The following is a 14,616-nucleotide window of genomic DNA, read 5'->3' on the forward strand; positions in this document are numbered from 1 at the left end:
GTTGTTCCTGAAATTTATTGGACCCACTGAATAATACGCCGATCGATATCACTCGGGTGTATATATTGCTCAGACATTACGCGACCACGCACCGAATGACCGCTTTTATGGACCGAATCAGAGTCACCTGAAACCAGTGGGTGCCAATCCGGCAGCGACTCACCCAGAGCCAGCAAACGATAGGCGCAGCTCTGCGGCAGGCTGGTAATCTGCAGGATGTTATCCGGCTGTAGACTCAGGCAGTCCGGTACCAGAACAAAGCGTTTAGCGTAGTTTTTGCAGCGACAGCTTTCAATATTCAGCTGCTCACAGCTGACATCGGTAAAATGAATCTCCCCACTATCCTCATCTTCAAACTTCAACAGACAACACTTCCCGCAGCCATCACAAAGGGACTCCCATTCGCCGGAAGTCATTTCGGCCATACGCTTTACCTGCCAGAATGGTTTGTTCACAAGAGATCAGCCTATCCGAAAATCAGTTCAAAGCTTGGTATTCTGGTTACGCAACTGCATCATATATTGTTCAGGTGTCAGCGGCATTTGAAGGTAAAAACCCTGTTCCTCTATGGCCTTGAGCACTTTTACCGGGTCGGCCTGAGCCAATTTTTTTTCCTCGCTCAGAGCCATTATCATCACCAGTTCAGGCTCTCCAAATTTTTTAAGTAAAGCCTCAGGCACTCTTGCTAGCCCTTCTTCTTTATCCACATAGAGGTATACGGCTTCTTCACGTGGACTTTTATAGACACAGCACAACTTTTTCATAGCTTTTTACCACAACAGGTTAATCTGCATCGCTCATTGCTGCTTTGCGATTCTCTCTGCTTCTTCCAAAAGCGCCTGCCCTACTACCTCGTTGCGCCACCCGGAACACAATGAGGCCGGTAGCCGAGGCTGGTTTGTCTCATACACCGAACGCAATAAGGCTTCCAGATCTCTTTTGCGGGCAATGATTTCCGCTGGCAAGTCCAGTTGTTCGGCAACCCCCATCAGTTTTTTCCGCAGCCTTTTCAGCGCAGCCCCGCACTCTCGCGGCAGAGGCTGTGGCAACAGCTCCGGATAGCTGCTTTCAGACAGACTCCGGCACTCGACAACCAAACTCAGCAACTTGCTACCGTACATTCGTAAAACGCGTGGGTGCATATCATGCAGTACACTCAATTCATTCATGTTGGCTGGCCAGTGCAACGCGACTTCCAGCAAGACCTTATCCGAGACAATCCGGCTGCGAGGCTTGTCCCTCAGGCGAGCCTCCTGTTCTCTCCACATGCAAAGGCGTTGCAGCAATGCCACCCCTGCTGGCTTTAAGTGCCAGGCGGACTTCACCTTTAAATAATATAGCTCAGTACAATCGGGTTCGCTGGCTTTATCTGCGAGAAGTTGCATATCGTCCACCAGCCATTGGCTGCGCCCCAGCGCTTGCAGACGCTGTTCCAGCATAGGGTAAATCATGGCCAGGTAGTGTACATCTTCGGCGGCATACGCCTTTTGAGTTTCTGACAATGGCCTGCGTGTCCAGTCTGAACGAGTCTCATGCTTTTCAAGCTCTATGTCCAACAACACTTTTACCAACGCGCTATAACCTCGTGAAAAACCAAAACCAGCCAGCGCTGCTGCCACCTGAGTATCAAACAGGGGTTGTGGAAGACAGCCTATGGTTTGATTTAATACTTCAAGGTCCTCCGACGGTGCGTGGAACACCTTGATAATGCGCTGATCCTGTAAAAGATTCTTGAGTGGTTGCCAGTCCGTTATCGTCAGAGGGTCTATCAGCCAGCAACCCGAACCATCAGAGACCTGTATCAATCCAAGAATAGCGTAAAAGGTATCTGTGCGAATAAATTCAGTATCCACCGCCAGCATACTGGAGCACTGCCATTGCCGGGCAATGTCAGCCAGGGCCTGATTGCTCTCCACCATCAGCGGCTCTTCCATGACAGGTATTGAAGGCATCAATTAAACCTGTTTGCGGCTACTGAATGCATGGGAAAGGGTTCCGCCGTCGACATATTCCAGCTCGCCACCCAACGGCACACCATGAGCAATACGGCTCACAGAAACACCTTTCTGCTTGGCACGTTCACTGATGTAATGAGCCGTCGCTTCACCTTCAACCGTCAAATTGGTCGCCAGAATCAGCTCCTGAATGTCCTCGTTACTGATCCGCTCCATTAGTTGATCAATGCCGATGGCTTCCGGACCGATACCATCCAGAGGGGAAAGATGTCCCAGCAGCACAAAGTAACGTCCGCGATAACTGCCACTTTGTTCAATGGCAAATACATCGGCAGGCGTTTCCACCACACAGAGCAGCTGCTCTTCCCTTCGGGGATCACGGCAAATATTACAGAGCGTAGACTCCGTCAGGGTTCGGCATTGCTGGCAGCGACCAATGTGCTCTGCAGCTTCAGCAATAGCACTGGACAGACGCAATGCTGCACCTCTGTCCCGCTCAAGCAGCTGCAATGCCATGCGCTGGGCAGATTTTGGCCCAACGCCGGGCAGACATCGAAGTGAATCTATCAATTCATCAATCAGTGGACTAAACAATCGTTATCTCTTCCAGTGGAGTTTTAAGGAGCTGACAATATTGCCAGGTATACAGCGCTCAGAAAGGCATCTTGAATCCAGGAGGCATCTGCATGCCACCAGTGAGATCGCCCATCCGTTTCTGGGTAGCCTCTTCGACTTTTCTTGCAGCATCGTTGACAGCAGCAGCCAGTAGATCTTCCAGCAACTCCTTGTCTTCTTTCATCAGGTCGGGATCAATGGTTACTTGGCGCACATCGTGCCGACCTGTCATCACCACCTTGACCATGCCTGCACCGGCTTCGCCAATAACTTCAGCGTTAGCCGCCTCTTCCTGCATCTCTTGCATTTTTTGCTGCATTACTTGAGCTTGTTTCATTAAGTCATTGATATTCATAATTTTAATATGTCTATAATTTCACTTTATCTAAAGGTTTAATAGTGTTCTCCAGAAGCCTGCCGTCAAACCGGGCAATGATCTGTTGAACATTTTCATCGTTTTTCATACTTTCAACTGCGGCAGCCTGACGCTCTGCCCGCAACCTCAGTGTTGTGGCTTGGGGTGTTTCTGCACTCACTTCACCGACGTCAATCTGTATCTCGACAGGCTCACCAAAATACGCTGTTAACGCTTTCGCAAGACGCTCCGAGTGCGCCTCCTCATACAGGGAGCTATTATCAATATCCAGTTGAAAGCGAAGCTGGTTGCCACTTTTCTCAAGCAGTACCAGATTGGCAGCTGTGTTCTGAATCACACCACCGACAGCCAGTCCGAGATAGACGCTGCGCCAGTTTTCAGGCATTAACTGCTGCAAGGTGAGTCGTTCTCCCGCATCGTTCACTGCCGGTGGTACGCCAGGCTGGGTGGGTGTCTCCATGTGTGTTTGAGCGGACTTGTCTGCCTCATGATTCGGCCCGGTATCCGGAGCTGTTTCAACAGCCGTTTCAGAAACCATACCAGACTCGTCACTTTCAGCGGTAATCGGCAAAGTTTCCGACGCGCTAATTTCGTCACAACCAACTACTCTGGGCTCTGGCTCTGGCTCTGGCTCTGGCTCTGGCTCTGGCTCTGGCTCTGGCTCTGGCTCTGGCTCTGGCTCTGGCTCTGGCTCTGGCTCTGGCTCTGGCTCTGGCTCAACAACAGTTTCAGGCTTTTTTACGGAAGCTGCCACCTCCTGCGACAGAACTTCGTGGGCAGGTGTAGCAACAGCCGGAGGATCAACTTTTTCAGATAATTGCGGCTGAAAGGCCAGCATTCGCAGCAGCGCCATCTCAAACCCCACCTTCGGATCCGGTGCCAGGGGTAAATCGCGGCGTGCAAGCAGTGCCGTTTGGTAAAAAAGCTGTACATCTTCTTTGGGAAGTTTTACGGCCAGAGCCATCACTGAGTCATGATCCCCATGCCGGTTATCAAGCGCATCAGGAACGACCTGAGCAACAGCAACCCTGTGCCAGACGGACAATAACTCCGCCAGAGCCGAGCTGAAGTCAGGCGCGTGTTCAGCCATATCATCGACCAGTGCCAGCACTTTCCCGCCGTCCCTGTCTGCGAGGGCAGTTGCTATATCAATCACTGCCGACAAATCAATGGTGCCCAGCATCGCGCCAACTTCTTCTTCGGTCAGCTTGCCGCCGCCGTGTGCGATTGCCTGGTCTGTCAGACTCAGGGCATCGCGCATACTGCCGTCTGCAGCGCGACCGAGAGACCAAAGCGCACTTTCTTCAAATGGTACTTTCTCTTCGCCCAGGACAAACTGAAGGTGTTCCACAATTCGCTCTGGACTGAGGTTTTTGAGATTAAACTGCAGGCAGCGAGACAGTATGGTAACTGGCAATTTTTGGGGATCAGTAGTTGCCAGCAAAAACTTGACATGTGGCGGAGGTTCTTCAAGTGTTTTCAGCAAGGCGTTAAAGCTGTGGCCAGAGAGCATATGTACCTCATCGATCAGGTACACCTTGTAGCGCCCTGCCGTTGGCGCATACTGAACATTCTCAAGCAGCTCCCGAGTATCTTCCACCTTGGTACGCGAGGCAGCGTCTACTTCAATCAGGTCAACAAAACGGCCCTCGGCAATTCCCTTGCAAGCACCGCATTCGCCGCAAGGTGTAGAGCTGACACCCTGCTCGCAGTTAAGGCATTTGGCCAGGATGCGTGCAATAGAGGTCTTCCCCACACCCCGGGTGCCAGTGAACAGGTAGGCATGGTGAAGACGGTCATTATCGAGCGCGTTAATCAGCGCCTGCAGTACATGCTCCTGCCCCGCCATTTCGCTGAAGATACGTGGACGCCACTTGCGGGCAAGAACCTGATAACTCACAGAAAACACCAAATAGACAATCGAAACGGCATTATACGGCCTTACCCTGCCACTGGGTAACCCCTTTAAATTACCCCGGCATCGCTTTGACGCCAACAAAACATGATGGCCTGTCAACCGGATCCTGTTATAGACGTTTCCTCAAGGCAAACTGGCAACTTAACCCCAAACAACCTCAAGAAAATGGAGTATCACTATGCATAAGTCAGTCTTGTTTCTGTCCATAGCGGCAACAACCTTGACGGCACTTGCCTGGGCCGGACAAAAAGGCGATGAACCCCCTCGCCCTATGAAAGATCACGGCAGACAAATGTTTAAAATGATGGATACCAATAAGGACGGACTGATCAGCCTTGATGAACATGAGCAGGCGCTGATCCGCAGCACTGAACGACGCCGCGAAAGATTTACCAAAATGGACAGTAATGGAGATGGTGTTCTCTCACAGGAAGAAGCAGATGCGGCGAGGGAAAAAATGAGAGAAAAACATCAGAAAAGGTCGGAAAAAACAAGTCCCCAGAGCGAATAGAGCAAGACCTTTGCTTAATTCCGCTTTCAGTCACCGGTAACCAGCTCACCAGTTACCGGTGGCTTCAATCCGGTAAGCAGAAAAGCAGACTGTCATTATGACAAGCCCGACAGGGGCTTGTTTTTGACAAAAATTTGTTTAGCCGATTGCTACTGCGACGGACAATCAGTTCAACCGATCACTGGCGACTGAGCTGTTACCGCCAAGGCAACCACCAGAAGAAAACAGACTGCAAAAATTTTGCGAAAAAACATTTTATTTACCTCCTTTTAAACGCAAATGCTTTGTAACAAAAAAATGTGACCGAAACATGACATCGGCATCATTTTTTGATCAACGTACCCTTCTATCCGATAAAAGGGTGGCAACCCCCATCAGCCACACCCCGGCACATAATGTCACTGCTACCGTTGCTCCCTTCCGGGCCTGGCGGGGTTCACAGCTGATTATTGCGAGGGGACCAACAGGGGCCACCATTGAGGGGCCGCATTATGGGCAGTTAATTAACGGATTTCAACCGTCTCTAATTTAATCAGCAGGGGTAGCCAACCTCTATCAGGTTGCCTACCATAGGGCCTGCTGAATTAATGCCCACAACAAGGCGGAAAACACTCTGGTGACAACACCTTCCCTGAAAATACTCCTTCCCATTCTGATAACAATCACAGTTACATGGCTACATGGCTGCGGGCAACACGAAAATAACGTTATCACAGGTAATCGCGAGGGCATTCTGCACTGGGGCAACGGCACAGATCCACAGGAACTGGACCCCCACATCGTCACCGGCATACCTGAGCATCACATTATCACTGCGCTGCTGGAAGGTCTGGTACTCAAAAACCCGGAGACACTGGAGCCTATACCCGGTGTCGCTGAACGCTGGAGAATCAGTGATGACGGCAAAATCTACACTTTTTTCCTGCGAGATAATGCTCGCTGGTCCAATGGTGATCCGGTCACTGCGGAAGACTTTGCCTGGTCCTGGTGGCGAGCACTACAACCGAAGCTGGGTAATCAATATGCGTACATGTATTTCCCCATCAAGAATGCCGAGCCCTACCTAAAACAGGAAATTACCGATTTTAATCAGGTGGGCATCAAGGTACTCGACAAGCTCACCCTACAGGTCGAACTAAACCATCCTACACCCTATTTTTTGCAGCTATTGGACCACTACAGCATGTTTCCCGTACATCGGGCGACTCTCGAAAAGTTCGGCAATCCGGCTCAACGCGGCAGCCTCTGGACGCGCCCTGGTAACTATGTAGGTAACGGCCCATTTCAACTCAAGGACTGGAAGATTAACAAGTTGGTATCGGTAGAAAGAAACCCCTACTACTGGGATGCCAATTCCGTCCAGCTGAATCAAATTCACTTTCACCCCACTGAAAACATCACAACAGAAGAGCGCATGTTTCGCGCAGGCCAACTGCACCATACGGCCAGCATACCCATTGACAAAGTAGCCGTGTATCAAAAAGAGAAACCTCACCTGCTCCATGCCAAGCCTTATCTGGGCAACTATTACTACCGCTTTAATACCAAACAGCCCCACCTGCGCGATAAACGAGTGCGCAGAGCGCTGGCCATGGCTATCGATCGTGAGCAAATTGTTGCACACGTCACCAAGGGGAGTGAGCTACCCGCCGACACCTTTACCCCCCCCGACACACTGGGTTACAGCGCTAAACCGGGGTTTGAGTTCAACCCGGAGAAAGCCCGCCGATTAATGGCTGATGCCGGTTATCCGGATGGCAAGGGGTTCCCGGCAACTGAATTGCTCTATAACACCTCTGAAGGGCACCGCAAAATTGCCGTCGCCATTCAGCAAATGTGGAACAAATATCTGGGTATCAATATCACACTGAACAACCAGGACTGGAAGGTATATCTGGACTCAGTTGAAAATGGCGACTACACCATTGCCCGCGCGGGCTGGATTGGTGATTACGTTGACCCTAATACATTCCTCGACATGTGGGTCACTGGCGGGGGCAACAATCTCACTGGCTGGTCAAACCCCCGTTATGATGAGCTGATACTGAAGCTCGCTCCCAGAGCCAAAACCCGTGACGAACGTTACAGGTTAATGCAAGAGGCTGAAGCTCTGTTACTGGACGATATGCCGATCATCCCCCTTTATATTTATACCAGTAAAAGCCTGGTGCATCCCAGCGTCAAGGGGCTGTCTGCCAACATTCTCGATTACACTCTTTACAAAAATTTGTGGCTTGATGCGAATGCCGCAGGCGGAGAAGCGCACCCGTGACCCGTTTTGTCCTCAGTCGTCTTTTACAGGCAATCCCTGTTTTACTGGTAGTTATTACCGTCACTTTTTTTCTGGTAAGAGCCGCTCCCGGCGGGCCATTCAGCGCCGAAAAGGCCGTGCCGCCAGAGGTTGTAAGAGCTCTGGAGGCGCAGTATCAGCTGGATCTGCCGGTCTGGCAGCAATATCTGGGGTACCTGGATGACCTGCTCCACGGTGACCTCGGCCCTTCATTCAGGTATCCGGGGCGTACGGTTAACGAGCTGATTGCCAGCGGTCTGGGTACCACTGCCGAATTGGGGCTGTATGCCATGCTGGTAGCCATTGTCATTGGTGTAGCTGCCGGGGTTATCGCGGCACTGCGTCCCAACACAGCGCAGGATTACCTACCCATGTCTGCGGCCATGCTGGGTATCTGTATGCCCTCTTTTCTGATGGGGCCACTGCTGGTGCTGGTATTTGGCATCTGGCTGGAGTGGCTGCCCATCAGTGGTTGGGGGGACTTGCCGGGTGACAAAATTCTGCCCGCCCTCACTCTCGGCTCCGGCTATGCGGCCTATATCGCACGCCTGAGTCGCGGCGGCATGCTGGAAGTGATGTCACAGGATTATATTCGCACTGCCCGCGCAAAAGGACTACCAGAGTGGGTGGTTGTGCTCAAGCACGGTTTGCGGGGCGGTCTGATACCCGTTGTGGCTTTCCTTGGCCCGGCATTTGCCGGACTGTTGAGCGGGTCATTTGTGGTGGAAACCATTTTCCAGATCCCCGGGCTGGGCCGTTTCTACGTACAAGCCGCCTTTAACCGGGATTACACCATGATCATGGGCACCACTGTTTTCTTTGCTGCACTAATCATTATCTTTAACCTGCTTTCTGACATTCTGGCGGTATGGATTAACCCCCGCCTTCGCCAACAGGCGGCAAACTGATGAAAACCGTTCAAACGACGCCGGCCGGTCAAGCACCTGAGCTCTCACAGGCTGAACGCGGCACATCACTGTGGCAGGATGCCTGGGTACGCCTGAAGAAAAACAGGCTAGCGCTCATCGGCCTGGCGGTGATCGTTGGCATGTGCGTAATCGCACTACTGACCCCCTGGATTGCACCCTACGGCTACGAGGCGCAAAACCTGCAATTGGGCGCCTCACCGCCCTCTGCCGCACACTGGCTGGGGACGGATATTTTTGGCAGGGATATGCTGACCCGAATCATGTACGGCAGCCGCGTATCACTGATGGTAGGCTTTATCGCAACCGCAGTAGCCTTGGTTATCGGTATTCTTTGGGGGACCATCGCCGGTTTCGCTGGCGGCAAGATCGATGCGGTGATGATGCGATTGGTGGATATTCTCTACGCCTTGCCGTTTACTATTTTCATCATCCTGTTAATGGTGGTTTTTGGCCGCAATATTCTACTGTTGTTTTTTGCCATTGGTGCGGTCGAGTGGCTTACCATGGCAAGAATTGTACGCAGCCAGGTACAGACTCTGCGCAAACAGGAGTTTGTAGAAGCCGCTGTCTCCCTGGGGCTGTCGCACTGGACCATTATTTACCGCCATCTGATACCCAACACGCTGGGGCCGGTAATCGTCTACACGACACTGACCATACCCAGCGTCATGCTGCTGGAAGCTTTTTTGAGCTTCCTGGGCCTGGGAATTCAACCGCCGCAGAGTTCCTGGGGAGTGTTAATTTCCTACGGCGTTGAGACCATGGAGGAATATCCATGGCTGCTTGTCTTTCCCGGATTAACTCTCTCCATCACCCTGTTTGCCCTCAATTTTCTAGGTGATGGTTTGCGGGATGCACTGGACCCGAAAGCATCAAAAGATTAATGTAACTTGTTAAAAATATGCATCAATACATTGTTTAATAAAGGTTTAAATGTTTTATGAGTCTGCTTGACGTTACCAATCTTGCCATTAGCTTCCATACTCGCGAAGGCATCACCGAAGCAGTAGGCGGCATCAGCTTCAACGTCAGCAAAGGCGAAACACTCGCTATTGTTGGCGAGTCTGGCTCCGGCAAATCTGTTGCCTGCTACAGTCTGCTAAACCTTATTCCGCAACCACCGGGTAGAATTGACTCCGGTAAAGCGCTCTTCAATGGTCAAGATCTGTTGACTGCCGATGCGCAGACTCTTCGCCATATCCGTGGCAATGATATTGCCGTGATCTTTCAGGACCCCATGACTTGCCTTAACCCTTATATGAAAGTAGGCGAACAACTTATGGAGCCCCTGCTATACCACCACCAGAGCTCACGTGCAGAGGCTCGCCGCAAAGCGATCCGGGCGCTTGGCGAGGTCGGTATTGTAGAGCCGGAAAAACGCATCGACAGTTACCCTCACGAATTTTCAGGCGGAATGCGCCAGCGAGTCATGATTGCCATGGCGCTGATCACCGAACCACAGTTACTGATCTGCGATGAACCGACCACGGCGCTGGATGTCACCATTCAAGCCCAAATACTGAAACTGATCAGAGAACTGCAACAACGACGCGACATCGGCGTTATATTTGTCAGCCATGATCTCGCTGTAGTCTCTGGTCTGGCCGACCGGGTTGCCGTCATGAAGGATGGAGAAATTGTCGAACAAGGTCCGGTAGCGCAGATATTTCACCACGCCCAACACCCCTACACACAAAAACTGCTGGCATCGATACCCAGTACAGCAAAACCTGGCTCGGAAGCGAATGAAAAGCCACCACAGAGGCACACAACTCCGCCACTGCTTGCCATCAAAAACCTGAGAGTCTGGTTCCCCGACCACAGTAAAGCTATTAACCACGGGTTTAAAAAACAGCAACGCTATGTCAAAGCCGTCGATGATCTCTCTCTGGAAATCAATCGGGGGGAAATTCTTGGTCTGGTAGGTGAATCAGGTTCGGGAAAATCCACCTTGGGGCGTGCCATTCTGCAACTAATATCGACAACTGAGGGTAATATCACCTTTGATGGCACAAACCTCACTCACCTGTCCAGCAAGGCAATGAAACCTGTTCGCCGACGAATGCAAATGATTTTTCAGGATCCCTACGCCTCTCTGAACCCCAGAATGACAGTCTTTGACACACTGGCTGAACCCCTGCTTTATCATGGGCTGGCCAATCGAAAAACTGTCACCGGTCAGGTTCTGGCATTAATGGATGATGTAGGGCTGGCTCGAAAAGCTATCCGCAAATACCCTCATGAGTTCTCCGGTGGCCAGCGTCAGCGCATAGCCATCGGTCGAGCCATTGCCACCAAGCCGGAAATGGTTGTCGCTGATGAGCCGGTATCGGCACTGGATGTCACTATTCAGGCTCAGATTCTGGCGTTGATTCTGGCACTGGTGGAGAAACACAATCTGACCATGCTTTTCATCTCTCACGACCTCGCGGTAGTGCGCTATATCGCCGATCGCATTGCCGTGATGCACCACGGAAAACTGGTTGAGATTGGCCAAACCGAATCACTGTTTGCACAACCTCAACATCCCTATACCGAACAGCTACTGACCGCCATTCCCATACTGACATCCGGTCTGATGACGCATGAGAATGCGTTGGTTTAGCACACGGACGCCAGTGATTCGGAAAACTTAATCAGTTCAGTCTAACCTTATGCCAGTAACATCTGGTGCCCGTAATCCACAGGGAGAACAACACCGTTGACAAACTTGCCGGCATCACTGGCAAGCATTAACAGGGGTGCAGCAAGATCTTCAACGTCGCCAACCCGTTTGGCGGGCAAACGTTCCACTTCAGCTTGCCCCTGCTCGGTTTCAAAATACCAGTCCACCATCTCTGTCATGAAATAACCGGGTGCAATAGCGTTGCAGCGGATGTTGTGATCCAGAAGATCGGCAGCGATTTGCTTGGTAAGCTGATTTAACCCTGCTTTCACACTGCCGTAACAAGGCACATTTCTTAAAGTCTGCATACCCGTAATAGACGTAATATTAACAATGCTACCTGGTTTTCCGGCCGCGATCAGACGCTTTGAACATTCTCTGGCCATACGCATCGTGCCATTGAAGTTCACGTTCACCAGATTATTCCAGCTTTCATCATCAACATCCGGGAACGGCAAAAAAGCAATCTGCCCGGCATTATTGACCAGAATATCGACCGTTCCAAAAGCTGCTTCAGCCTTATCAAATACCCGCTTGACGCTGTCTGCATCGCCAATATCCAACTCAAAAGCCACAGCCTCGCCACCATTAGCCACAATATCGTCAGCAACCTTTTGTACCTTTTCCAGTCTTCTGGCAGCACAAACAACACGTGCACCGGATTTGGCCAGTGCCTGAGCAAAGGCTGTACCCATACCCGTTCCAGAACCGGTAACCAGCGCCACTTTACCCTTGGTTGAAAAAAGCGTTTCGCAATAAGACATTATTCATTCCCCTTAATCATTAAATTGTTACCTGAATCTGTTAATCATTCATCGAAGCCAAATACGGCTTCCATCTACAGACAACCTCGGCGAATCACCGACTCCGCTCGCGCCTGAAGATACTCACTTCTCGATTGCGGACTGATGCATCGCTCTTCATCATTAAAATAGTGCTTAATCTCAGCCAGTTTTACCCGTTTGATAGCGGGCACATTGATTTCATCGGCACGGAAATAGCGCACGGAAATCAGCCCGGTTTGATGTCCTCCCGCATCCAGCCAGTTCTGTATACCGGGATCAACGTGGGAAATAACCGCGCGAAAAATACCGTCTTCGTTTAAAACTGCCTGAAAACCATTAATCGACGTCTGTCGCAGATTCCAGTCACGGGCATCCCAATACTGACTATAGAGCTGCATACTCCAGTACTGAGCATTCGGTGGTTTAACCTCAACAATCAGTGCTTCATCCGGGCCACACTCGTAATTAGACTTGCCATACCTAAGCTCTGCCCAGCCAATGGAAACTTCATCAAAGACCATCGTGTTTGTTGGTATCTCGTAATACCGTTTCACCTGCTCAGCAAAAAAAGGTGGCAGAATTTGTAACCAATCAATTAACAACTGTGTCCGCTTGGAGATAGTCTCCGGGGTCAGGGCCGGTGGCGGATAAATCGCACCCTCGCGTGAGATCTGTAGCTGCGCAACATCCTCACTTAACCAGTCATAGAAATATTGCCTGAGGATCAAGTCTCCCGGTCCGTCGGCAATTTTCACCCAGTTCCCAGGACGCTCGTCGCGGCTTAGTACGATATCAATTGTGCCGTCGGCATTCGCCTTGAGCTCACTACTTCTATCAACCACCTGCCAGTTGTTGACGTGGGCAAAGTGCCCAACGCGCGTTTCAATATCCATCATGTAGGCACTGCCGCGCAGCCCTTTGATGTGGTAGACGTGGTCACCATGAATTGGCGCCCACTGATACAAGGCATCGGCAGCGGGCAATCCGTATTGAATACGCGACGAAAGAAATGTCAGTAGCGAGGGGTAATCCGGGTCCCACCCCTCCAGCGTCATGGGGATTGCCCCTGCTAACAGGCGACTCAGGTAACGCACACCCTCAGCGCGCGCCATATCATCATTGATTTGAGGATCATCCCAAACCAGCTTCTGCAAATCTTCCACAGCACTGGAAAATGCCTGCCATATTGCCGGGCTATCCAGCCCTGGAAGCGATTTCCCCTGCCAATCGGCCAGTGATAATGTTGTCATATCTTTTTCGCCTATCTATCAGTATTAGTTCCAAGCTTACAGAGCCATTTAGCAGGCTCTGTCTCGTTAGTGTTGCTAACAAACTCCGTTAGCAACACTTAATAAGCAGAACTGTTCTAGCAAAAGAGTGCACGGTAATTTTTGAAGCGCTCATTGACCTCTTCTTCTGTAATGCCGAACTCTTCCAGAGAATACTTATAGGAGCCCCAGTACTTGTCAGGCCGTCTTTTTTCATAACTCAAGCAGCTCTCAATGACGTCATCTGTCAGCTCACGACCCGATTTTTTGTAAACCTCTTCTATCACCGAGAGAGGGTTGTTACAGATGTCATCAAATGTTGCATTAACGATCTGATCCATAGGCAGGCTGTCACGCACTTCGAGGTACTTGTCAGTCAAAGATGCCCAATATTCAAACCATTCATGGGCAACTTCTACAGGATCGATGGTGTCAGTCGAGGTCTTTCTTAGTTCAACAATCAGTTGACCAAACGAAGGGACGGTTTCAATAGGTTCGCGATGCGAATGTATGACAATGGCATCCGGAAAGAACTTAAACAGCGTATCAAGATAACCAATGTGGCAAGGTGATTTCATAATCCACGGACGACCACGTGCACCGCCATCCTGCCACTGAAGATACTGCAACATTTTATGCAGAATGTCGTAAGTAGGTGTAGGGTCACAATGGGTAGCATACTCACGGAATGACGGAGAGCGAGCAACCATAGAAGAAACGGCGCACTCAAACGACATTTCCATGATAAACAACTCTTCGTCCGGTTCCTCAGCCTCCATCGGATGCATTGCCATCCAGCCTGGATACTGTGTTTTAAAAACTTCCTCAACCCCTTTGGCATAAGCAATGCGCTCAACCGGATTATTGAAGTCCTCGCCGGGATAAGGTGCTGGATTAAACAACTTCCAAACCTGAAGCGTCTGAACATTGGGGTCACCGGACAAAACACGCTGTAGCTTTGAGGTTCCTGTTCTTGGCAGGCCAGCAATGATAATGGGCGCCTCAATCTTTTCGTCCAGTATCTCCGGGTGCTTCTTGACATCGTCGATATAGCGCAGGCGATTACTCAGCAGCCGAACAAACCCGTAAGGCTGACCTATTTTACCGCCTTCGTGAAGATTCCCCTCTTCTCTAACAGCATTAACCAACCGGGTTAAACCGTCCATAAAACCTTCGTCGCCGAAATCACTCAAACCGGTTGCCTGTCTGGCTGCTTCAAGGATGGCATCGACTTCCAGTGGCAAGGGTGGCGGCATATCAGTAGCTGCCAAATCAGTATCTTGATCAGTCATAGTTATAGCTCG

14 protein-coding genes and 1 other RNA gene are annotated in these 14,616 nt (G+C 50.8%); 5 read left to right on the plus strand and 10 right to left on the minus strand.

The window, feature by feature from the left end; genetic code table 11:
* Positions 1-14 precede the first annotated feature (14 nt).
* From H7A02_05495 to dnaX, 6 genes are read right to left on the minus strand one after another with little or no spacing between them, the layout of a single operon-like run.
* Positions 15-455, minus strand: a complete 441-nt coding sequence (locus H7A02_05495) for a YcgN family cysteine cluster protein (protein ID MCP5171705.1) — start codon at positions 453-455, stop codon at positions 15-17.
* Positions 456-482: 27 nt separating this feature from the next.
* On the minus strand, positions 483-764 hold the full coding sequence (locus H7A02_05500) for a YcgL domain-containing protein (protein ID MCP5171706.1): 282 nt from the start codon (positions 762-764) through the stop codon (positions 483-485).
* A 33-nt stretch (positions 765-797) separates the two neighbouring features.
* Complete coding sequence (gene rnd, locus H7A02_05505) at positions 798-1,952, minus strand: ribonuclease D (GenBank protein MCP5171707.1); 1,155 nt, start codon at positions 1,950-1,952, stop codon at positions 798-800.
* A gap of 3 nt (positions 1,953-1,955) precedes the next feature.
* Positions 1,956-2,549: a recombination protein RecR gene (gene recR, locus H7A02_05510; GenBank protein ID MCP5171708.1), complete on the minus strand. Its 594-nt coding sequence runs from the start codon at positions 2,547-2,549 to the stop codon at positions 1,956-1,958.
* Positions 2,550-2,607: 58 nt separating this feature from the next.
* Positions 2,608-2,925, minus strand: a complete 318-nt coding sequence (locus H7A02_05515; GenBank protein ID MCP5171709.1) for a YbaB/EbfC family nucleoid-associated protein — start codon at positions 2,923-2,925, stop codon at positions 2,608-2,610.
* A gap of 13 nt (positions 2,926-2,938) precedes the next feature.
* Positions 2,939-4,846: a DNA polymerase III subunit gamma/tau gene (gene dnaX / locus H7A02_05520; GenBank protein ID MCP5171710.1), complete on the minus strand. Its 1,908-nt coding sequence runs from the start codon at positions 4,844-4,846 to the stop codon at positions 2,939-2,941.
* 196 nt (positions 4,847-5,042) lie between these two features.
* On the opposite strand from dnaX, the gene H7A02_05525 reads away from it, so the two are divergent.
* Positions 5,043-5,375: an EF-hand domain-containing protein gene (locus tag H7A02_05525; protein MCP5171711.1), complete on the plus strand. Its 333-nt coding sequence runs from the start codon at positions 5,043-5,045 to the stop codon at positions 5,373-5,375.
* A gap of 369 nt (positions 5,376-5,744) precedes the next feature.
* On the opposite strand, the gene ffs is transcribed toward H7A02_05525, so the two are convergent.
* Positions 5,745-5,841, minus strand: an RNA gene (gene ffs, locus H7A02_05530) — signal recognition particle sRNA small type.
* A gap of 165 nt (positions 5,842-6,006) precedes the next feature.
* Between ffs and H7A02_05535 the strand changes: the two genes are divergently transcribed.
* Genes H7A02_05535 through H7A02_05550 form a run of 4 tightly spaced genes read left to right on the plus strand, consistent with a single transcriptional unit; the run spans position 6,007 to position 11,199 of the window.
* Complete coding sequence (locus tag H7A02_05535) at positions 6,007-7,647, plus strand: peptide ABC transporter substrate-binding protein (GenBank protein ID MCP5171712.1); 1,641 nt, start codon at positions 6,007-6,009, stop codon at positions 7,645-7,647.
* Positions 7,644-8,573: an ABC transporter permease gene (locus H7A02_05540; protein MCP5171713.1), complete on the plus strand. Its 930-nt coding sequence runs from the start codon at positions 7,644-7,646 to the stop codon at positions 8,571-8,573. The genes H7A02_05535 and H7A02_05540 overlap by 4 nt, the downstream gene beginning before the upstream one ends.
* The gene (locus tag H7A02_05545; protein ID MCP5171714.1) at positions 8,573-9,478 is read left to right on the plus strand and encodes an ABC transporter permease; all 906 of its coding nucleotides are present in this window, start codon (positions 8,573-8,575) and stop codon (positions 9,476-9,478) included. The genes H7A02_05540 and H7A02_05545 overlap by 1 nt, the downstream gene beginning before the upstream one ends.
* Before the next feature lie 56 nt (positions 9,479-9,534).
* Entirely contained in the window at positions 9,535-11,199 is a 1,665-nt protein-coding gene (locus H7A02_05550) for an ABC transporter ATP-binding protein (protein ID MCP5171715.1), read from the plus strand.
* Between the two features lie 47 nt (positions 11,200-11,246).
* Here the strand turns inward: H7A02_05550 and H7A02_05555 are convergent, their stop codons facing one another.
* From H7A02_05555 to H7A02_05565, 3 genes are all read right to left on the minus strand, one after another.
* The gene (locus tag H7A02_05555; GenBank protein MCP5171716.1) at positions 11,247-12,023 is read right to left on the minus strand and encodes an SDR family oxidoreductase; all 777 of its coding nucleotides are present in this window, start codon (positions 12,021-12,023) and stop codon (positions 11,247-11,249) included.
* A gap of 74 nt (positions 12,024-12,097) precedes the next feature.
* Positions 12,098-13,294: a DUF1214 domain-containing protein gene (locus H7A02_05560; protein ID MCP5171717.1), complete on the minus strand. Its 1,197-nt coding sequence runs from the start codon at positions 13,292-13,294 to the stop codon at positions 12,098-12,100.
* Between the two features lie 116 nt (positions 13,295-13,410).
* Positions 13,411-14,604 carry a sulfotransferase gene (locus tag H7A02_05565; GenBank protein MCP5171718.1) on the minus strand — a complete coding sequence of 398 codons (1,194 nt, stop codon included), beginning with the start codon at positions 14,602-14,604 and terminating at the stop codon, positions 13,411-13,413.
* Positions 14,605-14,616 lie beyond the last annotated feature (12 nt).

The sequence above is a fragment of the Pseudomonadales bacterium genome, from assembly GCA_024234435.1.
GTDB lineage: Bacteria > Pseudomonadota > Gammaproteobacteria > Pseudomonadales > Porticoccaceae > JACKOF01.

What these genes read in the sequence shown, in the direction of transcription:
- H7A02_05560 (MCP5171717.1), bottom strand. Translation starts at nt 13,294, where the DNA reads ATGACAACATTATCACTGGCCGATTGGCAGGGGAAATCGCTTCCAGGG.
- H7A02_05515 (MCP5171709.1), bottom strand. Translation starts at nt 2,925, where the DNA reads ATGAATATCAATGACTTAATGAAACAAGCTCAAGTAATGCAGCAAAAA.
- H7A02_05500 (MCP5171706.1), bottom strand. Translation starts at nt 764, where the DNA reads ATGAAAAAGTTGTGCTGTGTCTATAAAAGTCCACGTGAAGAAGCCGTA.
- H7A02_05565 (MCP5171718.1), bottom strand. Translation starts at nt 14,604, where the DNA reads ATGACTGATCAAGATACTGATTTGGCAGCTACTGATATGCCGCCACCC.
- H7A02_05555 (MCP5171716.1), bottom strand. Translation starts at nt 12,023, where the DNA reads ATGTCTTATTGCGAAACGCTTTTTTCAACCAAGGGTAAAGTGGCGCTG.
- H7A02_05550 (MCP5171715.1), top strand. Translation starts at nt 9,535, where the DNA reads ATGAGTCTGCTTGACGTTACCAATCTTGCCATTAGCTTCCATACTCGC.
- H7A02_05525 (MCP5171711.1), top strand. Translation starts at nt 5,043, where the DNA reads ATGCATAAGTCAGTCTTGTTTCTGTCCATAGCGGCAACAACCTTGACG.
- H7A02_05545 (MCP5171714.1), top strand. Translation starts at nt 8,573, where the DNA reads ATGAAAACCGTTCAAACGACGCCGGCCGGTCAAGCACCTGAGCTCTCA.
- rnd (MCP5171707.1), bottom strand. Translation starts at nt 1,952, where the DNA reads ATGCCTTCAATACCTGTCATGGAAGAGCCGCTGATGGTGGAGAGCAAT.